General features: G+C 70.2%; 18 protein-coding genes and 1 tRNA gene. 14 read left to right on the forward strand and 5 right to left on the reverse strand.

What is annotated here, in order from left to right; translation table 11 throughout:
* From OO67_RS17440 to OO67_RS17460, 5 genes are all read left to right on the forward strand, one after another.
* Window positions 1–374: DUF485 domain-containing protein (locus tag OO67_RS17440; RefSeq protein ID WP_033301347.1), on the forward strand; the 374-nt coding region annotated here is incomplete at its 5' end.
* Entirely contained in the window at window positions 371–1,978 is a 1,608-nt protein-coding gene (locus tag OO67_RS17445) for a sodium/solute symporter (protein WP_033301349.1), read from the forward strand. The genes OO67_RS17440 and OO67_RS17445, both read left to right, overlap by 4 nt.
* A 72-nt stretch (window positions 1,979–2,050) precedes the next feature.
* Window positions 2,051–2,854 carry an alpha/beta fold hydrolase gene (locus OO67_RS17450; protein WP_033301351.1) on the forward strand — a complete coding sequence of 268 codons (804 nt, stop codon included), beginning with the start codon at window positions 2,051–2,053 and terminating at the stop codon, window positions 2,852–2,854.
* Window positions 2,854–4,137, forward strand: coding sequence for a PP2C family protein-serine/threonine phosphatase (locus OO67_RS17455; protein ID WP_033301352.1), 1,284 nt, complete (start codon window positions 2,854–2,856; stop codon window positions 4,135–4,137). The genes OO67_RS17450 and OO67_RS17455 overlap by 1 nt, the downstream gene beginning before the upstream one ends.
* Window positions 4,134–4,484, forward strand: a complete 351-nt coding sequence (locus OO67_RS17460; protein ID WP_033301354.1) for an STAS domain-containing protein — start codon at window positions 4,134–4,136, stop codon at window positions 4,482–4,484. The genes OO67_RS17455 and OO67_RS17460 overlap by 4 nt, the downstream gene beginning before the upstream one ends.
* Window positions 4,485–4,525: 41 nt before the next feature.
* Here the strand turns inward: OO67_RS17460 and OO67_RS39895 are convergent, their stop codons facing one another.
* The 3 genes from OO67_RS39895 to OO67_RS17475 form a co-directional block, all read right to left on the reverse strand.
* Window positions 4,526–5,422, reverse strand: a complete 897-nt coding sequence (locus OO67_RS39895) for a hypothetical protein (RefSeq protein WP_033301356.1) — start codon at window positions 5,420–5,422, stop codon at window positions 4,526–4,528.
* Window positions 5,423–5,637: 215 nt separating this feature from the next.
* Window positions 5,638–8,205 (reverse strand): SUKH-4 family immunity protein, encoded by a 2,568-nt coding sequence (locus OO67_RS17470; protein ID WP_078598051.1) that lies wholly within the window; start codon window positions 8,203–8,205, stop codon window positions 5,638–5,640.
* Window positions 8,202–9,179, reverse strand: coding sequence for an SMI1/KNR4 family protein (locus OO67_RS17475; RefSeq protein WP_078598077.1), 978 nt, complete (start codon window positions 9,177–9,179; stop codon window positions 8,202–8,204). Before OO67_RS17475 ends, OO67_RS17470 begins: the two co-directional genes overlap by 4 nt.
* Window positions 9,180–9,416: 237 nt before the next feature.
* On the opposite strand from OO67_RS17475, the gene OO67_RS17480 reads away from it, so the two are divergent.
* Both OO67_RS17480 and OO67_RS17485 read left to right on the forward strand, forming a co-directional pair.
* Window positions 9,417–9,938 (forward strand): YwqJ-related putative deaminase, encoded by a 522-nt coding sequence (locus tag OO67_RS17480; RefSeq protein ID WP_033301360.1) that lies wholly within the window; start codon window positions 9,417–9,419, stop codon window positions 9,936–9,938.
* 10 nt (window positions 9,939–9,948) lie between these two features.
* Window positions 9,949–10,467 carry an SUKH-3 domain-containing protein gene (locus OO67_RS17485; RefSeq protein ID WP_033301362.1) on the forward strand — a complete coding sequence of 173 codons (519 nt, stop codon included), beginning with the start codon at window positions 9,949–9,951 and terminating at the stop codon, window positions 10,465–10,467.
* A gap of 35 nt (window positions 10,468–10,502) precedes the next feature.
* On the opposite strand, the gene OO67_RS17490 is transcribed toward OO67_RS17485, so the two are convergent.
* Window positions 10,503–11,819, reverse strand: a complete 1,317-nt coding sequence (locus OO67_RS17490) for a sensor histidine kinase (RefSeq protein ID WP_033301363.1) — start codon at window positions 11,817–11,819, stop codon at window positions 10,503–10,505.
* A 154-nt stretch (window positions 11,820–11,973) separates the two neighbouring features.
* On the opposite strand from OO67_RS17490, the gene OO67_RS17495 reads away from it, so the two are divergent.
* The 7 genes from OO67_RS17495 (at window position 11,974) to OO67_RS17525 (ending at window position 17,601) form a co-directional block, all read left to right on the forward strand.
* Entirely contained in the window at window positions 11,974–12,846 is an 873-nt protein-coding gene (locus tag OO67_RS17495) for a hypothetical protein (protein ID WP_033301364.1), read from the forward strand.
* 7 nt (window positions 12,847–12,853) lie between these two features.
* Window positions 12,854–12,926 (forward strand) — tRNA-Gln (locus tag OO67_RS17500).
* Window positions 12,927–13,033: 107 nt separating this feature from the next.
* Window positions 13,034–14,482, forward strand: coding sequence for a bifunctional UDP-N-acetylglucosamine diphosphorylase/glucosamine-1-phosphate N-acetyltransferase GlmU (gene glmU / locus OO67_RS17505; RefSeq protein WP_033301365.1), 1,449 nt, complete (start codon window positions 13,034–13,036; stop codon window positions 14,480–14,482).
* A gap of 119 nt (window positions 14,483–14,601) precedes the next feature.
* Window positions 14,602–15,579: a ribose-phosphate diphosphokinase gene (locus OO67_RS17510; protein ID WP_033301367.1), complete on the forward strand. Its 978-nt coding sequence runs from the start codon at window positions 14,602–14,604 to the stop codon at window positions 15,577–15,579.
* A 189-nt stretch (window positions 15,580–15,768) separates the two neighbouring features.
* Window positions 15,769–16,356, forward strand: a complete 588-nt coding sequence (locus OO67_RS17515) for a 50S ribosomal protein L25/general stress protein Ctc (RefSeq protein WP_033301370.1) — start codon at window positions 15,769–15,771, stop codon at window positions 16,354–16,356.
* A gap of 105 nt (window positions 16,357–16,461) precedes the next feature.
* The gene (gene pth, locus OO67_RS17520) at window positions 16,462–17,055 is read left to right on the forward strand and encodes an aminoacyl-tRNA hydrolase (RefSeq protein WP_033301372.1); all 594 of its coding nucleotides are present in this window, start codon (window positions 16,462–16,464) and stop codon (window positions 17,053–17,055) included.
* A 75-nt stretch (window positions 17,056–17,130) separates the two neighbouring features.
* Window positions 17,131–17,601 carry a hypothetical protein gene (locus OO67_RS17525; protein WP_033301375.1) on the forward strand — a complete coding sequence of 157 codons (471 nt, stop codon included), beginning with the start codon at window positions 17,131–17,133 and terminating at the stop codon, window positions 17,599–17,601.
* A 35-nt stretch (window positions 17,602–17,636) separates the two neighbouring features.
* Here the strand turns inward: OO67_RS17525 and ppc are convergent, their stop codons facing one another.
* On the reverse strand, window positions 17,637–20,366 hold the full coding sequence (gene ppc / locus OO67_RS17530) for a phosphoenolpyruvate carboxylase (protein WP_033301378.1): 2,730 nt from the start codon (window positions 20,364–20,366) through the stop codon (window positions 17,637–17,639).
* Window positions 20,367–20,557: the final 191 nt, after the last annotated feature.

Raw genomic sequence — 20,557 nt, forward strand, 5'->3', positions numbered from 1 at the left:
CGCCGCCGCCCCACCCCCCGGCACCCGCACGAGGTCCCGCCCCCGCGCCCGGACACCACAGCGACCTCCGCCGGCTGCGCACCGCCTACCGCCTGCTGCGCCGCGTCTCGACCCTCACCGCCCTCGGCTACTTCACCCTGTTCCTCCTGCTGTCCGGCTACGCCCCCGCCCTGATGACCCGGCCCGTCGGAGACGGCGGCCTCACCACCGGCCTCCTCCTCGGCCTCTGCCAGCTCCCCGTGGCACTGGCGGCCATCGCCGTCTACGAGTGGACCGCCCGCCGCACCGTCGACCCGCTCAGCGCCGGACTCCGCGACCGCGCACGCCGCGACGACCCGCCGCCGGCGGACCGCAGGAAAGGGGCGGGCCGGTGAACGTGTTCGACGAGTCCGCCCAGACGATGTCCCTCACCGCGTTCATCGCCGTAGCGAGCGTCACCCTGCTGCTCTGCGTCATGACCGGACCCGACCGCGACGACCTCGACGCCTTCTACACCGGCTACCGCTCGCTCTCACCCCTGCGGGGCGGCCTCGCCATCGCCGGCGACTACCTCTCCGCCGCCACCGTCCTCGGCACCACCGGAGTCATCGCCCTCACCGGCCACGACGGACTCGTCCTCGCCCTCAGCACGGCACTGTCCCTGGTCCTGCTGATGTTCCTGCTCGCCGAACCCCTGCGCAACGCGGGCCGGTTCACCATGGGCGACATGCTCACCCGCCGGGCCCCCGGCCGGGCCGCCCGCATCGCCTCCTGCGCCGTCACCCTCGCCGCCCTGCTGCCCCTGATGGTCGTCCAGCTCGCCGGCAGCGGCAATCTGCTCGCCTTCATCCTCGGCTTCGACAGCTCCGGATTCCGCACCGGCTCCATCGTCGCGCTCGGCATCGTCATGATCGGCTACGCGGCCATCGGGGGCATGAAGGGGACCGCCCTCATCCAGATCATCAAGACCGTCGTACTCCTCGGCGCGGGACTCCTCGTCTCCGTACTCGTCCTCCACCGCTTCGACTGGGACACCGGCGCACTCCTCCACGCCGCCGCGACCGGGAGCGGCGCGGGCACCGGCTACCTGCACTCCGGACTCCAGTTCGGCGGCAACGACCTCGACATGATCAGCTCCGAACTGACCGTCGTACTCGGCGCCGCCTGCCTGCCCCACATCACGATGCGTATGACCGGCGTCCGCGACGCGCAGGCGGTCCGCCGCTCCCTGTCCTGGGCCGTCGGCGTCGTCGTCGGCCTCTGCCTCCTCCTCGCCGTCATCGGCTTCGGAGCCGCCGCCCTCGTCGGCCACGACCGCATCACCGCCGCCGGCGCCCAGGGCAACAGCGCCGTCCTCCAGGTCACCGGAGCCGTCGCCGGCGGCGGCGGCACCGGGGCGCTCGTCGTCACCACCATGACCACGGCGATCTTCCTGACCCTGCTCGCCTCCGTCGCCGGAATGATCCTGGCCTGCGCCAACTCCCTCGCCCACGACCTGTTCGCCCACGGGCTGCGCACCCGGAATCCCATGGGGAACCGCACCGAGATGGCCACCGCCCAGGGCGCGGCCATCGGCGTGGGAGCACTCGCCGTCACCCTCGCCGTCCTCGCACGGCACTGGAACGTCCAGGCGCTCGTCACCCTCTCCTTCTGCATCGGCGCGTCCGCCATCGCCCCGGCCCTCGTCTACAGCATGTTCTGGCGCCGCTACACCCGCACCGGCCTGCTCTGCACCCTCATCGGCGGCACCGCCTGCGTACTCGTCCTGATCACCGGCACCGACCTGGTCTCCGGCTCACCCGGATCCGTCTTCCCCCACCGCGACTTCAACTGGTTCCCGCTCACCACGACCGGCCTCGTCTCCGTCCCCTTCGGCTTCCTGGCCGGCTGGCTCGGCACCGTTCTCGGCCGGGACACGGACACCACCGCGCAACGCCGCCAGTACGAAGCCGTCGAACCCTGGATCCTCGCGGGAGCCCCGCCCGCCGGACGGCACTGACCGCGCCCCCCTCCGTCGGGGCTCGGCCGAGGGCGGCCGAGATCGAGGCCGCCGGGATGCGAGGATGCAAGGATGGACATAGTCAGCAGGAACAACGTCACGGTGACAGGCCCCCAGGACGCACCGGTCCTCCTCCTGGCGCACGGGTTCGGCTGTGACCAGAACATGTGGCGACTGGTCGCACCGGCGCTGGCCGAGAACTACCGCGTCATCCAGTTCGACTACGTGGGATCGGGCCGGTCGGACCTCTCGGCGTGGGACGCGACCCGCTACGCCACGCTGGACGGATACGCCCAGGACGTCGTGGAGATCTGCGAAGCACTCGACCTGCGCGAGGTCAGCTTCGTCGGGCACTCGGTCAGCTCCATGGTCGGCGTACTCGCGGCAGCGGCCACACCGGACCGGATCACCTCACTGATCATGATCGGCCCCTCCCCCTGCTACGTCGACTCCCCCGGTTACCGGGGCGGATTCAGCGCCGAGGACATCGACGAGCTCCTGGAATCCCTCGATTCCAACTACCTCGGCTGGTCCGCGACCATGGCACCGGTCATCATGGGCAACCCCGACCGCCCCGAGCTCGGCGAGGAACTGACCAACAGCTTCTGCGCCACCGACCCGGCCATCGCCCGCGTCTTCGCCAGGGCCACCTTCCTGTCCGACAGCCGCGACGACCTCAAGACGGTGAACGTCCCCACGCTGGTCCTGGAATGCTCGCAGGACGTCATCGCCCCCCGGGAGGTGGGCGCGTACGTCCACGACGTCATCCCGGGCAGCCGCCTCGTCACCCTCGACGCGACGGGCCACTGCCCCCAGCTCAGCGCCCCCGAAGCGACCCTGGCCGCCCTCACCGAATTCATCGGGAACCAGTCGTGATGTGCCGCACCGGGCCCAGCCCCGACCCGCCGGAAGGCGGGGAGACCACCTCCACCGACGCGGCGTTCACCGCCCTGCTGGAGGACAGCGCCGACGAACTCTACGAGTCCGCCCCCTGCGGCTACCTGTCCACCCTCATGGACGGAACCATCGCGAAGATCAACACCACGCTGCTGACCTGGCTCGGCCGGTCCCGCGAAGAGGTCGTGGGCCGCATGCGCTTCACCGACCTGCTGACCGTCGGCGGCAAGATCTACCACGACACCCACTTCGCCCCCCTCCTGAGCATGCAGGGCAGCGTCAGTGGCATCGCCCTCGACATCAAGAAGGCCGAGGGCGGCCGGCTCCCCGTGCTCCTCAGCTCCGTGACGAAGAACGACAGCACCGGCCGGCCCCAGCTGATCCGCACCACGGTGTTCGACGCCAGCGACCGGCGCGCCTACGAACGTGAACTGCTCCGCGAGCGCCAGGTCGCCGAAGCAGCACGCACACAGGCCGAGGAGGACCGCGAACGCCTGCAGGAGGCACTCGCGGTGCTGCAGCAGAGTCTGCTGCCGGCGGCCCTCCCCCCGGTACCGGGCATGGAAGCCGCATCCCACTACCACACCGCCTCACCGGACCGTCTCGGCGGAGACTTCTACGACCTCTTCCCCCTCGACGGCAAACGCTGGGCCTTCTTCCTCGGCGACGTCTGCGGCAAAGGCCCCCAGGCCGCCGCCGTGACCTCCCTGACCCGCTACACCCTGCGGGCCGCGGCCCTCCACGACCCGGACCCCGTGGCAGCGCTCACCACCCTCAACACCGTCCTCCACGAGCGGTACGCCGCAGGCGACCCCCGCTACTGCACCGCCATCTTCGGCGTCCTCGAACAGGCCGGCGACACCGTGAAGGTCGAACTCGCCTCCGGCGGCCACCCCCCGGCCCTCGTCATGCGCCAGGACGGCAGCGCCGAATACCTCCCCACCCCCGGCGGCCTCCTCGTCGGCATCCTGCCCTCCGCACCGTTCACCGCCACCACGACCGAGCTGGCAGCAGGAGACACCCTCCTGCTCTACACGGACGGCCTCACCGAGGCCCGGATCGGCGAAGAGCGCGAACTGTTCGGGGACGTCGCCCTGCGCGACTTCGCGGCAGACCTCACCCACACCGCCCCGCACGAAGTCATCGAGGCCATGACCGGCCTGCTCAACAGCTTCGGCGACGGCCTGGACGACGACACCGCCCTCCTGGCCCTCGGCGTACCCACCGACCGGCCCGACACCGGGAGCGACTCCCCGACATGAGCCCACTGACGACCATCGTCCAGGACACCGACACCGGACCCGTACTGCACATCGCCGGAGAACTCGACTACAGCACCGCCGCCGAACTCCGCGAGACCGTCACCGGCCTGGCCCTCAGACCCGGCCAGCGCCTCGTACTCGACCTCGCGCACCTCGGCTTCTGCGACTCCAGCGGCATCACCGCCTTCATCGTCGCCCGCAACCACGCCACCGCCGCCCAGGCCGAGATCGCCCTGGTCGCCGTGCCCGGCCCCGTCCTCCGCATCCTCCGCGTCACCGGGCTCGACCAGGTGTTCTCACTCGAACCCGGCACCGACGCACAGAACGGCCGGACCGCAAGCGGCTGACCGCCCCGGACCCGGCCCCCGCACCGGGCCCCGGCACACCCTCACTCCCCCGGTTCCGCGACCACGCGCCCCGTCAGAGCCGCCAGCGAATGACGCACGTGCGCCATGTGCGCCTGCACCTCCTCGCGCACCTCCTCGTGCTCCCGCAGCACCCGCTCCGTCTCCCGCACCACCCGCTCCTCCGCCACCCCGGCCCCCGACAACAACTCCGCCGCACGCGCCTCCGCGTCCTCCTGACCGTGCCGCGCCGCCTCCTCCGCCTCCGCGAGCTCCCGCCGCGCCCCCGCCAGCAGCGCCTCCCCACGGGCCGTCAGCTCCGCCTCACGCCGCGCCGCCTCGGCCTCCGCAGCGGCGACCTCCGCATCCACCGCCTTGCCCCGCTCGGCATGCTCCTGCTCCTGATGCGACAACACCCCCGCCGTACGCCGACGCGTCTCCGCCATCTCCTCCTCCGCGGCCCCACGCACCTCACCGGCCTCCCGGCGCGCCTCCTCCACCAGCGCACCGGCAGCATCCCGCGCCGCCGCCAGCACCCCCTCCGCAATCGCATCCGCCTCCGCACGCACCACCCCCGCCCGCACACGCGCCGCCTCACGGACCTCCCTGCCCGCCACATCCGCCGCGTCCCGCAGCGCATGCGCCTCCTCCAGCGCCGCACCCCGCGCCGCCTCCGCCTCGGCCTCCGCCAGAGCCAGAATCTGCTGCGCCCGCTCCCCCAACGACTGATACGTCTGCGGCGCGAGCGAAGCCACCACCTCACCCAGCCGCACCGACTCCGCCGCGAGTTCCTCCACCAGTCCGGTCAGCCGCGAGATCCGCTCCAGGGCCCCGTCCCGCTCCGCCGACAGCGAAGCCACCACGCGGTCCACCTGCTCAGGACGGTAACCACGCCCCCGGACGCCGACGAAACCGAACGCGGACACCGGTCCACCACTCATCCCTGAAGCCCTCTTCCCGCTCTCCGACGCCCCGACCATCAAGCCATACGTCAAGGATGCGGCAATTGGCCCGCAAGTCGGAATCGATCAGCTGCATTCAGGACGGAAGCGACCCGCATCACAGAACCGCTCACAGAACCCCACACAGAAGGCGCCCGCCCCACCAAGGGACAAGCGCCTCCCGCACACAACAGATCAGACCCGGCCGGACCCGATCACAGCAACCCGTCCCACATCTGCTCCAGCAGAACCGACCACCAGCCCTCCGGCGACGCCAGCGCCGCCGGATCGATCGCCACCAGCTGCGCCTGGAAATCCACCGTCCAACGGCCGGCCTGCTCCGGATTCAACCCGAACCTCAGCCGCCACATCCGGCCCAGCAACGCCATCGACCGCACGAACTCAGGCAGCCCCGTGTTCACGAACTGCGGCGGCACCGGCTGACCACCCGGCCCCGCCTCCACCGGCACGGCCACGATGTTCGCCGTCCCGTACTGCACACAGATCGCCCGGCCGAAGTCCGAACCCATCACCAGATACGAACCCGCGTCCGACGCAGCCTGCACCTGACGCTGCGCCGCCAGCTCCGCCAGCGTCGGCACCACCGGATGACCCGGCTGAGCCCAGAAGAACGGCCCGAAATCGGCAGGCAGCCCAGCCCACACCAGCGTCCGCGCCACCACCTCCGGCACACCCTGCCGGGACACCGCCCGCTGGTCGAAGCGCAGCACACCAGGACCGAACGCCCCGTGCAGCTCCTCCGCCAACGCCTCCGGCGGCACCGCCATCGCAGGCGGCATCTGCGGCAACGGCGCCCGCACCGGAGCCGGCCGCGCCGGACCGTCGGCCACCTGATGCAGCTCACCCTGATGCGTCAGCAGATGCTGCATACCCTGCTGCCGGCTCGCGTGATCCGTGCCGTACGGCGCCACACTCGTGATCCGCACCTGCGGCCAGGTCTCCCGGATCATCCGCGCACAGTAACCACCCGGAAGCTCACACGACTCCAGCTCCGTATGCAGCTCGATGACCTGCTGCGGCGGAACGTTCATCGCACGCAGCTCATGCAGCATCTGCCACTCCGGATGCGGAGTACCCGGCGCCGAACGCCGGATCAACTGCTGCTCGCTGCCGTCGGCCGCACGGAAACGCAGCACGGCCTGATACCCCGGCCCGACCGTCGGAAGACCCGCCGGCTGCTGCGGATAGCCGTACGCCCCTGAAGGCGGCGGCGGAGTGTGCGGGCCCGGACCCTGCATCCCGGGAAGACCGGGAGGACCGGGAGGCCCCGGAGGACCGGGCGGCTGCGGCGCGCCCGGACCGACCTGCCCCGGACCCGCCAGCATCGTCGCGGCATGGTGCACCCCACCACCCGGAGGCGGCGTCGCACCCGGCGGAGGACCGGGCGGACCGGGCGGACCGGGCGGGCCGGGCGGAGGCGTGGAACCGGGCGGAGGCGGCGTCGCACCAGGAGCACCGGGGGCACCAGGAGCACCCGGCGCACCAGGAGGGCCGGGCGGAGCCGGAGGACCGGGCGGGCCCGGAGGACGCGGCGCGTTCGGGCCCCCGATGCTCGCATCGGCGAACATCGTCGCCGCATGATGCATCCCGCCACCCGGAGGCGGAGTCGCACCAGGAGGACCAGGAGGAGCAGGCGGCTGAGCACCCGGAGGCGGAGTGGCACCCGAAGCCGGCGCCCCAGGAGGGCCGAGCTGCGAGACGAGCTGCGTCGGCACGTAACCACCCGCCGGAGCACCCGGCGCACCCGGCCCCGAAGGCGGCGGAGTCGCCCCCGGCCGCACCCCCGGCGTACCCGGCGCCCCCGGAGGCGGCGGAGCCGTCGGCCCCGGCCCCCGCGCACCCCTCGGCGGCACCACGGCCTTGCTCGTCGCCGCGTCCGCTATGTCCCCCGCACCCGGCCCAGGAGCCGCAGGAGCCGCAGGAGCCCCAGAAGCAGGCACCCCCGGAGGCGGCGCCTGCGGGTCCAGCCCCGGAACGACCGCGGTCGCCGGCAACCGGCTGCCACCCGACATCAGCGCCGTGGGCGCCTCCGCCGAAACCACCGGCGGCGGAGCCTCGTCATCGTCCGACCCGGAAAGCGGCGGCGCGAACACCGTCTCCGGCAACGGCACCCCACCCTCGTCCCCGTGCGCGTTCGTGTCCGTACCCGCCCAAGGAGTCGCCCCGGCAGGCACCCCGTCGTTCACCGTCGGCTCATGATCCCGCTGCCCGCCGGCCGCCGGCCACCCCGCCCCCGAACCGGCACCACCCGGCGAGGAAACGGAAGAAGAAGGTGCAGCAGGAGCCGCACCCTCATCCGAACCGGAAGAACCAGCAGACGAAGAAGACGGCACAGCATCGGCAGACGGCGGCACATCCGCCTCCGCACGCCGGTCCGGAATCCCCAGCTTGTCCGCCGCCTCCTGAAGCCACTCCGGCGGAGTCAACAAGAACGACGTCTGATTCAGATCGATACGCCGCGGCGGCTCCGGAGCAGCAGCCCCCGCAACCGCGGACACCCCGTACTCCTCCTCGTACCGCCGGATCACCTCACCCACCGGCAGCCCCGGCCACAACGTCGCCTCACCACTGTCCCGGGCGATCACCAGCCGCTGACGGCCCCCGTCCGAAACAGGACCCTCCGCACGATCCTCGGCCCACACCACGAAACCCAGCTCGAACTCACGAACCCGGACCTCGCGGTGCTGATACGCGGGCACGTCACCGTTGACCCACTCATCCGCCCGCTCCTGCGCCTGCGCGAACGTCACCACCGCGCTCACCCCTCCACCGGGACGGCACGCGCGAAGCCACCGTCCACCATCAGGTTCGCCACCGTCTCCAGCTCCGGCGGATTACCCGCCAGACGCTGCAGAAAAGCATCAAAATCCTCGCCACACGGCAACAGAAGCCGGTCCACCCGCTCCTGCACACCCCAACCGTCCCGATCCCGCGCATCGTCGTACGCACAGAACCACACCGACCCCAGACCACCACCCCGCACCTTCACCGCAAGGATGCCGCCCTGGACGAACCCCACGCCCAGGAAATCCTTCGTGAAGTGATCCCGCAGACACTTGTTCACGTACACCAGGTCATTCACAGCCGCCTCCTCACGCACCGTGAAGAACGGCTGATCCACCAGCAGACCCAGCTCCGCGTCCAGCGCCGCACCCACCGGAGCCGAACCACCGGCCGCCTTCAGGAACGACCGGTACGCGCCCGGAAGCCGATACCCCAGATCCTCCTCGACCCCCAGGATCTGCTGCTCACCCACGGCGACAGAACCCTTCGGCAACCGGAAATGAGCAGGCCGCGTCTCCTGCAGCGGCCGCGTACCCCTCCGGTCCTGGTCCACCGAAGCCGTCGCCAGACCACCGTGATGACGCAACAACGCCTTCACCTCGACCGGCACCAACTCCATCCGCCGGCCACCCGCCACGTGATGCCACGTCCAGCCGTGCGGAGTCGCCACCGCAGGAATCGTGTCCCACAGCTCATGCCCACTCGCCGCCAGAGCCGCGTTCGCCGACACGTAATCCGTCAGCCGCAGCTCGTCCACACCGAAACCCGGAGGAGGATCCGCGATCTCCGCGGCCGCACGCGCGTACGGCGAAAGCACCGGATAGCCGTTCCCGTCCACGCGCACACCCCTCGGGTGGCGGGACGCCCGGACAGGATCCGGGAAGTGCACGACCTGCCCGGCATAGGCCGCATTCGGTGGCGCGGCTTGCTGCCCGAGCCGACCTGTCGTCATGGCGGTTGCCCCCTGCTGCGTCTGGTGTTCCGCACAGCCTATGCGGTGACGCAACAGCGCCCCCCGCCCCCGCACCCCCCTCACCGAACGTCACCACCACGTGACGGACACGCGACAACCAAGACACCCAGCCGCGACACGCAGACACGTTTCACCGACCCAGCTTCCCCACCACCCTGCATATTTGGCAGGCTGTCCCCCGCAACTCGGGGGATTGCAGGGAGGGACACCAGCACCATGCACACAGCACAAGCAGTCACATCCGGAGACCCGCGACTCACCTGGAGCACCACCGAGCCCAGCCGCGCACCCCACCTCCACCACCGCCGCGACGGCATCCTGCCCGCGGTGGCCGCAGCCCTGTCCGTACGCGGAGAGACACTCACCTGCACCGCAGGCAAAGGCGACCAGCCACCCGTCCTCCACCCCCTCGTACAGGACTTCCTCGACACCCTCACCAGCAACCAGCGCGAACGCTTCACCGGACGCTGCCCCGAAGCCATACTCCTCTCACGCCAGCTCACCGCAGCCGACGACAGCCGCTCCAAACGAGCCCAGCGCAAACCCCTCACCAACGGCGAAGCCCGCCGCGCACTCAAACACGCCCGCATCACCGCCCGCCGCATCCGCGAGGACGGCGACCCCCTCCACGGCAGCTACGCACCCCCCTGCCGCTCCTGCACCGCCATGCTCGCCCACTTCGGCGTACGCCCCGTCGACCTCACCACAGGTACGGCGACCACCGCCGAGAAGGGCTGAGCACACCACCATGCACGACCGGACCGACGCACCCGGCCACCACAGCCGCACCTCCACCACCCGCTTCCCCGTCGCCGTCGACGCCGCACTCCGCGACGCCGGATGGCAACCCGGCCGCTGGGACATCCGCCAGGCCGAAGAATGGGCCGACGCCCTCCGCTCCCACGCCTCCCCCGCCGGACACCAGCACGCCGTCTTCCCCGCAGCCGTCGAGGCCTGGGCCGAATTCGGCGGCCTCCGCCTCAGCCCGACCGCCCCCGGCCGCCAGATCGCCACCACCACCGTGCACATCGACCCACTCGGCGGACTCCACCTCGCACGCACCCTCGGCGACCTCGGACGCGCACTCGGCACCGAAGTCGCCCCCCTCGGCGAAGAAGGCGACGGACAGGCAGTCCTCGCCATCGACAACGAAGGACGCGTCTACTCCATCGACCACACCGGCGACTGGTACCTCGGCTCCGACATCGACCGCGCCCTCGAAACCCTCGTCACCGGGACACAGCCCACCCGCCTCACCACCGGCTGAACCGCCCCGAACACCCGCGGCCCGACGGCAAGCCCCTACGCCACCTCACCGTCCGGCAGCACCGCCGACACCCGGAAACCCCCCGCATCCGTCGGCCCCGAAACGAACACACCCCCCAGACCCAGCACCCGCTCCCGCATCCCCACCAGACCGTTACCACCACTCGGCAGCCCCGCATCCGCCGTCACACCATCCGTAGGACCGTTCTCCACCTGCATCGCCACCTCCGCCCCCCGATGCGCCAACCGCACCCACGTCCTCGCACCCGCCGCATGCTTGTGCACGTTCGTCAACGCCTCCTGCACCACCCGGTACGCCGTCTGCTCCACCTCCGGCGCATACGCACGCGCATCCCCCTCGACCGACAGCTCCACCGTCATCCCCGCCTCACGCGACTGCGCCACCAACGCCTCCACCTCACACAACCGCGGCCCGTCCTCCGCCACCGCGGCCACAGCCACAGCCGCCACCCGCCCCACCGAAGCCAGCGGCACCTGCCCCGCCCGCGGAGCCACCAGCGCATCCCCGCTCCTCAGCACCCCCAACATCTCCCGCAGCTCCGTCAACGCCTGCCGGCCCATGTCCCCCACCAGCGCCGCGTTCCGCACCGCCTTCGCCGGATCCTTCGGAGCCACCGCCTGCAACGCCGCCGCATGCACCACCATCAGACTCACCCGGTGCGCCACCACGTCATGCATCTCCCGGGCGATCCGGGTCCGCTCCTCCGTACGCGCCCACTCGGCCCGCTCCTCCGCCCGGTCCGCCAGCAGCGACAACTCCCGCTCCAGCGAGTCCGCACGCTCCCGCAAGCTCTCCATCAGCCTGCGCCTGGCACCGATGTACAGGCCGAAGAACACCGACGGCGCCGTCAGCCCCAGCGACATGAAGAGCGACACCACCGGGACATACCAGACGCCCGGCCCGAAATCGGCCTGGGCGTCAAGGCTCTGCCGCAACCGCACGAAGGACACGACGAACGTCCCCACGAGCGTCATACCCGTCAGCGCCACCGTGATCCTGCGCGGCACCTCCGAGGCCGCCAGGGTGTACAGCCCGACGATCCCCATCAGGTAACCCATCTCGGCCGGCGTCGTCGCGATCGACACCAGCACCACGACGATCGGCCAGCGCCTCCGCAGCACCAGCACCGACCCCGCCACCAGCCCGAAGAGCACCCCCAGCGGCACCGGCAACCCGGTCTCCCCGGCGAACGCCACCCCCTCCAGCGCACACTCCAGCGCCGAAAGCAGCGCCAGCCCCACGTCCAGGGCGACACTGCGCCGCCGCTCCCACCACCAGTAGCCGCGGGTGGTCGGACCCGCCGCTTCCCGGTCTGCCCCCGTTGCGGTCATGGCATCCAGCCTACGGGCGGACGCATCCCAATTTCCGGAGACTCCATCAGCACGGAAAGTGACCGGACGTACCGCAAAGGCAGGCAGATCCCACGATCCGGTGAACGCGCACCCTTTCGACCCGGACGTTCGCATTCCGGACGACGCTGTCCGTATGACACATGCCACCGGCAAGTACGCGGACTTCGAGGGGCTGCGCGAGAAGGCGATCGCGCTGCGGCGGGAGGGCCTCAGCCGCCGGCAGATCCGCGACCGGCTGCTCGTCGACAACAACGACATCCTGAATCGCCTCCTGGAGGGCGAGCCGGCGCCGGAATGGACGAAGCGCCCCCGCGCGAAGGACGATCTGCGCGCCAAGGCCCGCGAGCTGCGGCTCCAGGGCATGACCTACGACCAGATCCAGGTGGAACTGGGGTGTTCGAAGGGGTCGATCTCACTGTGGGTCCGGGACCTGCCTAAGCCCACTTCCCGGACGAGGGAAGAAGCCTCAGCAATCGCCAAGCGAGGCTGGGAGGTCATCCTTCGACAACGGGAGCAGGAGCGCCAGGAGATGAAGCTCTCGGCCCGGGGTGAGATCGGCTCCCTGACCGAGCGCGAGCTGTTCCTGGTAGGCGTAGGTCTGTACTGGGCCGAGGGAACGAAGGACAAGCCCCATGCGCGCCGAGAGCGCGTCGCATTCGTGAACAGCGATCCCGGCATGATCCAGATCTTTCTGGCCTGGCTCGCCCTGATGGACATCGCTCCGGGAAGGCTCCGCTTCCGCGTGATGATCCACGAATCCGCGGACGTAGCCTCAGCTGAGCGCTACTGGGCCGGTCTCACCGGCGCGGACCTCTCGGCATTCGGCAAGACGACCCTCAAGAAGCACAATCCCAGGACCAACCGCAAGAACGTCGGGGAGCACTATCGTGGTTGCCTCGTGATCCACGTACAGCAGAGCGCAGACCTCTACCGTCGCATCGAAGGCTGGTGGTGCGGCATAGTGGTCGGCAGCGCTTTCGGGCAGGGCATCTCTCTGCCCGGCTGACGTGCGTTCCGCCGTAGTGTAATTGGCAGCACGGCACCCTTTGGAGGTGTTCGGTCTAGGTTCGAGTCCTAGCGGCGGAGCAACGCAGCGGGCCCCGACCTCCCCGGTCGGGGCCCGCGCTCGTTTCGGGCGTAAACGCCCCCGGTATCCTGCGGGTGTCCACCACCCGAAGCCGAAGGGCACATCCGTGAGCGCCAACCCCCCGGCAGCAGTCGTCGTCCTCGCAGCGGGTGAGGGCACCCGCATGAAGTCGAAGACCCCCAAGGTCCTGCACGAGATCTCCGGGCGCTCGCTCGTCGGGCATGTCGTCGCCGCCTCCCGTGAGCTCGACCCCCAGCACCTCGTCGTGGTCGTCGGCCACGCCAGCGAGCAGGTCACCGCACACCTCTCCGCCGGGGACACCCCCGTGCGCACCGCCTACCAGGCCGAGCAGAACGGCACCGGCCACGCGGTCCGGATGAGCCTGGAAGAGCTCGGCAGCTCCGTGGACGGCACGGTGATCGTCGTATGCGGGGACACCCCGCTGCTGTCCGGCGAGACCCTGTCCGCGCTCGCCGCCACCCACGCCGCCGACTCGAACGCCGTGACCGTGCTGACCGCAGAGGTCCCGGACTCCACCGGCTACGGCCGCATCGTCCGCGACGCGGCCACCGGCGCCGTCACCGAGATCGTCGAGCACAAGGACGCCACCGCCGCGCAGCGTGCGATCCGGGAGATCAACTCCGGGGTCTTCGCGTTCGACGGCCGGCTCCTGAGTGACGCGCTGGGCAAGGTGCGCACGGACAACAGCCAGGGCGAGGAGTACCTCACCGACGTGCTGTCGATCCTGCGTGAGGCCGGGCACCGTGTGGGGGCCTCGGTCACCGGCGACCACCGGGAGATCCTCGGCATCAACAACCGGCTCCAGCTGGCCGAGGCCAGGCGGCTGCTCAACGAGCGGCTCCTGGAGCGGGCGATGCTGGCGGGTGTGACGGTCGTGGACCCGGCGTCGACGCTGATCGATGCGACGGTGACGTACGAGCGTGACGCGATCGTGCATCCGGGGACCCAGCTGCTGGGTGCGACGCACGTCGCGGAGGACGCGGAGGTCGGTCCGAACTCCCGCCTGAAGGACACCGTCGTCCGTGCGGGTGCCCGGGTGGACAACACGGTGGCGGACGGCGCCGAGGTGGGGCCCGGAGCGACCGTGGGGCCGTTCGCGTATCTGCGGCCGGGGACGCGCCTGGGCGGGAAGTCGAAGGCGGGCGCGTACGTCGAGATGAAGAACGCGACGATCGGTGAGGGCACGAAGGTGCCGCACCTGAGTTACGTCGGGGACGCGACGATCGGTGACCACACCAACATCGGTGCGGCGAGCGTGTTCGTGAACTACGACGGGGTGGCCAAGCACCACACCACGATCGGGTCCCACTGCCGGACCGGGTCGGACAATATGTTTGTGGCGCCTGTCACGGTCGGGGACGGCGTTTACACGGCGGCCGGGTCGGTCATCACCAAGGATGTGCCGGCCGGTTCTCTGGCTGTCGCCCGGGGCCAGCAGCGGAATATCGAGGGCTGGGTGGCCCGGAAGCGTCCTGGCAGCGCGGCGGCTCAGGCTGCTCAGGCGGCCGCGCAGGAGTCCGCCGGCGAAAGCTGACCGGAAACAGGTGCGCCGAAGGCGGCGTACCGTGATAGATGCTCACCCATTTCGGCTGGCTCGTCGCACATCGGGACACCTGCGCGCGGCGCCAGATACACGTCTGAGGAGACTGTGCTGTGACCGGGATCAAGACGACCGGCGAGAAGAAGCTGATGTTCTTCTCCGGCCGCGCCCACCCCGAGCTGGCCGAGGAGGTCGCACATCAGCTGGGTGTCGGTCTCGTGCCGACGAAGGCCTTCGATTTCGCCAACGGTGAGATCTACGTGCGTTTCCAGGAGTCCGCCCGTGGCGCCGACTGCTTCCTGATCCAGAGCCACACGGCTCCGATCAACAAGTGGATCATGGAGCAGCTGATCATGCTGGACGCGCTGAAGCGCGCGTCGGCGCGGTCGATCACGGTGATCGTGCCGTTCTACGGTTACGCCCGGCAGGACAAGAAGCACCGTGGCCGTGAGCCGATCTCGGCGCGCATGGTCGCGGACCTGATGAAGACGGCGGGTGCGGACCGTATCCTCACCGTCGATCTGCACACGGACCAGATCCAGGGCTTCTTCGACGGTCCGGTGGACCATCTGTTCGCGCTGCCGATCCTGGCGGACTACGTCGGTGCGAAGGTGGACCGGTCGAAGCTGACGATCGTGTCGCCGGACGCCGGCCGGGTGCGGGTCGCGGACCGCTGGTGCGACCGTCTGGACGCGCCGCTGGCGATCGTGCACAAGCGTCGTGACAAGGACGTGCCGAACCAGGTCAGCGTCCACGAGGTCGTGGGTAACGTCGAGGGCCGGGTGTGTGTCCTGGTCGACGACATGATCGACACGGGTGGCACGATCTGTGCCGCTGCGGACGCCCTGTTCGCGCATGGTGCCGAGGACGTCATAGTGACGGCGACGCATGGTGTGCTGTCGGGTCCGGCGGCGGACCGTCTGAAGAACTCCAAGGTGAGCGAGTTCGTGTTCACGGACACGCTGCCGACGCCGGGTGAGCTGGAGATCGACAAGATCACGGTGCTGTCGATCGCGCCGACGATCGCGCGCGCGGTGCGTGAGGTGTTCGAGGACGGTTCGGTGACGAGCCTCTTCGAGGAGCAGGAGTGACCACCTCCGGGTGATCGACTTTGGGTGCGGCCTCCCCGCCGGGTAGACTCAGTGAGTTGCTCGGCGAGGGAGGCCGTTCTCATGCGTGGTCATGGGGATCGGTGGTCCGTTATCGACGCGCTCTTCGTAGCAGGCCTGTCGTGGGCCGGGTGACCATCGGTTTTTCCGTCACCTTACGAGGAGTGCAGCATGGCTGAGATCAAGCTCGACGCAACGGTCCGTACGGAGTTCGGCAAGGGCGCTGCCCGTCGTACCCGTCGTGCCAACCTGGTTCCCGGGGTCGTCTACGGCCACGGTGCCGAGCCGGTTCACATCAACCTGCCGGGTCACGACCTGCTTCTCGCCCTGCGTACGGCGAACGTCCTGATCGGTCTCGAGATCGACGGCAAGGACGCCCTGGTGATCCCGAAGGCCGTGCAGCGCAACGCCATCAAGGGCAACATCGAGCACGTCGACCTGCTGACCGTGAAGCGCGGCGAGAAGGTCAACGTCGAGATCGCGGTGCACGTCGAGGGTGACCTGGCGCCGGGCGGCAACCTGCTCGAGTACGTGCAGAACACGCTGCTCGTCGAGGCCGAGGCCACGCACATCCCCGAGTCCGTGACGGTGTCGATCGCGGGCCTGGACGCCGGTGACTCGATTCTCGCGAAGGACGTCCCGCTCCCCAAGGGTTCGGTGCTGGCGGGCGACGAGGACGCCGTGGTGCTCCAGGTCGTCGCCGCGCAGGCCGAGGAGCCTTCGGCCGAGGGTGCCGAGGGTGCGGGCGCCGAGGCCTGAGCCTCGCCCCACCTGCTTGACTGACGGGGTGGCGGTTCCCTTCCGGGGATCCGCCGCCCCGTTTCCCTGTGATCACTGGTTCGTACGCGAGGAGACCGAGCGCAGATGTCCGACGTCACCGACCCCTGGCTGATCGTGGGTCTGGGCAATCCCGGGCCCGAGTACGCGGCGAACCGGCACAACGTCGGGTTCATGGTCGCCGACCTCCTGGCGGAGCGGGTCGGCGGGAAGTTCAAGCGGGCGCAGAAGGCGCAGGCGCAGGTGCTGGAGGGGCGTATCGGCCCGCCCGGTCCTGGTAGCCGTCGTGTGGTGCTGGCGAAGCCGATGTCGTACATGAATCTGTCGGGTGGTCCGGTGACGGCGTTGCGGGACTTCTACAAGGTTCCGTTGGATCACGTCGTGGCCGTGCACGACGAGCTGGACATCGATTTCGGCATGCTGCGGCTGAAGCTGGGCGGTGGTGACAACGGGCACAACGGGCTCAAGTCGATGACGAAGGCGATGGGGCCGGATTACCACCGGGTGCGGTTCGGGATCGGGCGGCCGCCGGGGCGGATGCAGGTCGCCGATTTCGTGTTGAAGGATTTCTCGTCGGCGGAGCGCAAGGAGCTTGCGTATCTGGTGGACCGGTCGGCGGATGCGGTGGAGTCGCTGTTGGCTGAGGGGTTGGAGCGGGCTCAGTCGGCGTACAACTCCTGACATTCCTGTTGCTTCTTGGGTGTTTTTCGGCCATAGGTTGACCGGGGGCAGGGCTCTGCCCAAGGATCGGCCCCCATGAAGCGGAGTTCCTCCCACCGGCTGTTGGCCCATGGCCGTACGTTCCTCGCGGGCTGTGTCGTCCTGTTGCTGCTGGTGGCGGGGGTGTGGTCGTCGTGGGACAGCGCGCATCACATCGTCCTCGCCAAGGGGCGTGAGCACGGGACGATGACGGTGACGGCGTGTGGTGAGGACGCGTGTACGGGGTCGTTCTCGCCGGACGCGGATTCGGTGAAGCGGTCCGTGGTGACGATCGAGCGGTCCGTGGCGGCGGAGAAGGGGGACCGTTTCCCGGTCGTGGTGAAGCCCGGGTCCGGGTACGTCGTGCGTACCGGGACTCCGGGCTTTCTGCATGCGTGGGTACCGCTGGGCGGTGCGCTGGTGCTGGCCGCCCTGGTGATCGGTGGCGGCATGCGGCTGACGCGTACGGCGTGGGGTGCGGGTGTGGCGGGTGCGGCCCTGTTGACGGCGACGTTCGTCGCCCTCTGACGGGGCCGCACCCGTTCGGTCTTCCCGTGTGCGGGTCAGCCGGTGTTACGGAGGCCCGCCGCTACGCCGTTGACGGTGAGCAGCAGGGCGCGGGCGAGGAGCGGGTCGGCTTCCTCGCCGCGTTCGGCTGCCTGGCGCTGGCGGGCGAGCAGGGATACCTGGAGGTAGGAGATCGGGTCCAGGTAGGCGTCGCGGATGGCGAAGGTCTGCTGGAGCACCGGGCTGGTGCCGAGGAGTTCCTTGCCGCCGGTGACCTTGAGGACTTCCTGCACGGTGAGCTCGTGCTCGGCCCGGATGAGGTCGAAGACGTGCTTGAGCTCGTCGGGGACGAGGGTGTCGACGTAGTGCTGGGCGATGCGCAGGTCGGTCTTGGCCAGGGTCATCTCGACGTTGGAGAGGAAGTTCTTGAAGAAGTGCCACTGGTCGTGCATCTCTTCGAGGACGTTGCCGAGGCCGGCTTCGCGCAGGGCCTTGAGGCCGGAGCCGACGCCGTACCAGCCGGGCACGATCTGCCGCGACTGGGTCCAGCCGAAGACCCAGGGGATGGCGCGCAGGCCGTCGAGCGAGACGCCCGAGCCGGGGCGGCGGGAGGGCCGCGAGCCCAGGTGCAGGTCGGCGAGCTGGTCCACCGGGGTGGAGGCGAGGAAGTACGCGGGCAGGTCGGGGTCTTCGACGAGCTTGCGGTAGGCGGCGTGGGCGGCGTCGGAGACGGTGTCCATGGCCGCGTCCCAGCGGGCGAGGGCCTCGTCGGACTGGCGGGGCGCGGTGTGGAGGGCGGAGGCCTGGAGGGTGGCCGCGACGGTCAGTTCCAGGTTCTCGCGGGCGAGTGCGGGGATGAGGTACTTGTCGGAGATGACCTCGCCCTGTTCGGTGACCTTGATCTCGCCCTCGAGGGTGCCCCAGGGCTGGGCGAGGATCGCGTCGTGGGAGGGGCCGCCGCCTCGGCCGACGGTGCCGCCGCGGCCGTGGAAGAGGCGCAGGCGTACGCCGTAGCGGTGGGCTACGTCGCGGAGGCGTCGCTGGGCGCGGTGGATCTCCCACTGGGAGGTGGTGATGCCGCCGAACTTGGAGGAGTCGGAGTAGCCGAGCATGACCTCCTGGACGTCGCCGCGGAGTGAGACCAGACGGCGGTAGGAGGGGTCGGCGAGCATCTCGTCGAGGATGACGTCGGCGGCCTTGAGCTCGTCGGTGGTCTCCAGGAGCGGGACGATGCCGATCTTGGCCCAGCCGCCGTGGAGGTCGATGAGTCCGGCTTCGCGGGCGAGGACGGCGGCGGCGAAGACGTCGTCGGCGCCCTGGCACATCGAGATGATGTAGGACTCGATGACTTCGGGGCCGAAGCGTTCGAAGGCCTGCTTGATGGTGTGGAAGACGCCGAGGGTCTTCTCACCGTCGGCGTCGAGCGGTGCCGGGGTGGGCGCGAGGGGGCGGCGGGAGCGGAGTTCCTTCGCGAGGAGCTTCTGCCGGTAGTCGCGGGGCATGTCGGTGTAGCGCCAGGATTCCTCGCCGAGGCGGTCGAAGAGCTGACCGAGGGCGTGGTGGTGGGCGTCGGCGTGTTCGCGGACGTCCATGGTGGCGAGCTGGAGGCCGAACGCGGAGAGCGTGCGGATGGTGCGGTCCATGCGGCCGTCGGCGAAGAGTCCGCCTCGGTGTTCGCGCAGGGAGGTCTGGATGAGCGCGAGGTCGGCGATGAGTTCTGAGGTGCCGAGGTAGTCGCAGCCGGGGCGGTGGGGCGTGCCCGTGGCGAGGCGTTCGCGGGTGTTGACGAGCTTCTGGCGGATGCAGGTGGCCTTGAGCCGGTAGGGCTCTTCGGCGTTGAGCCGCTTGTAGCGGGGGCTGATCTCGGGGAGTCGCTCCAGGTCGGTCTGGAGGGAGGTGAGGAGCTCGTCGGTGGCTCCGGTGTAGCGGATGGAGTTGGAGAGGAGTCCGCGCAGGTAGTCGACGAGTTCGAGGGCGTCGGTGATGCCGTGCTCGTGCTGGAGGATGAGCACGTCCCAGGTGACGGCGGGTGTCACGTTGGGGTTGCCGTCGCGGTCGCCGCCGATCCAGGTGCCGAAGGTGAGGGGGCGGGTGCCGGCGGGGAGTTCGACGCCGACCCGCTCCAGTTCCGCGGCCAGGTCCTCCAGGACGTCGCCGACGGCGTTGGCGTGGAGTTCGTCGAGGTAGTAGATGGCGTTGCGGGCTTCGTCGGCGGGCTCGGGGCGGACGACGCGGAGCTCGTCGGTTTGCCAGATGAGGTCGATGTTCTCGGCGAGCCGGAGGTCGTGGCGGCGGCGGTCGGCCTCGATGACGGGTGTTTCGAGGAGCTCGGCGATGCGGCGGAGCTTGTTGAGGACGGAGCGCCGTGCGGCCTCGGTGGGGTGTGCGGTGAAGACGGGCCGGACGTTGAGGTTCTTGACCGTCTCGCGCAGGTGTTCGGGGTCGGCGTCCTTGAGGCGGTCGGCGGTGCGGGCGAGGAGCCCGCCTTCGGCGGACCGGCGGTCGCGCATCTCGTGGGCGCGGTGGACCTGCTCGGTGACGTTGGCGAGGTGGAAGTAGGTGGAGAAGGCGCGCACGAGCTGTGCGGCCGTCTCCAGGTCCGTGTCGCCGAGGAGCTGGGCTGCCGCCTCGCCGTCGGTGCGGGTCAGGGCGCGGACGCGCTCGACGAGGTCGAGGAGGTCCTGGCCTTCCTGTCGTACGAGGGTCTCGCCCAGGAGATCGCCGAGGCGGCGGATGTCGGCCCGCAGTTCGGTGTTGGCGGCAGGGGTCTGGTCGGCACTGCTCACAGTGTGCGGCTCCTTGCAGTGGTTGAGCACGTCTGTCAGGGGGGCCGGGGCGCTCGCGGTGCTGACGGGGCACCCCGGATGTGCAGAGTGCGGACCGCGCTGTCCGACCCACCCAGGATAGGTGTCCGGGGATTCGGCGTGTTCGGTGCCCTGAGGGGTGAGACGGATCCGGGGTAGACGGGGGGCGAGGG

Source organism: Streptomyces atroolivaceus, assembly GCF_000717025.1.
GTDB lineage: Bacteria > Actinomycetota > Actinomycetes > Streptomycetales > Streptomycetaceae > Streptomyces > Streptomyces atroolivaceus.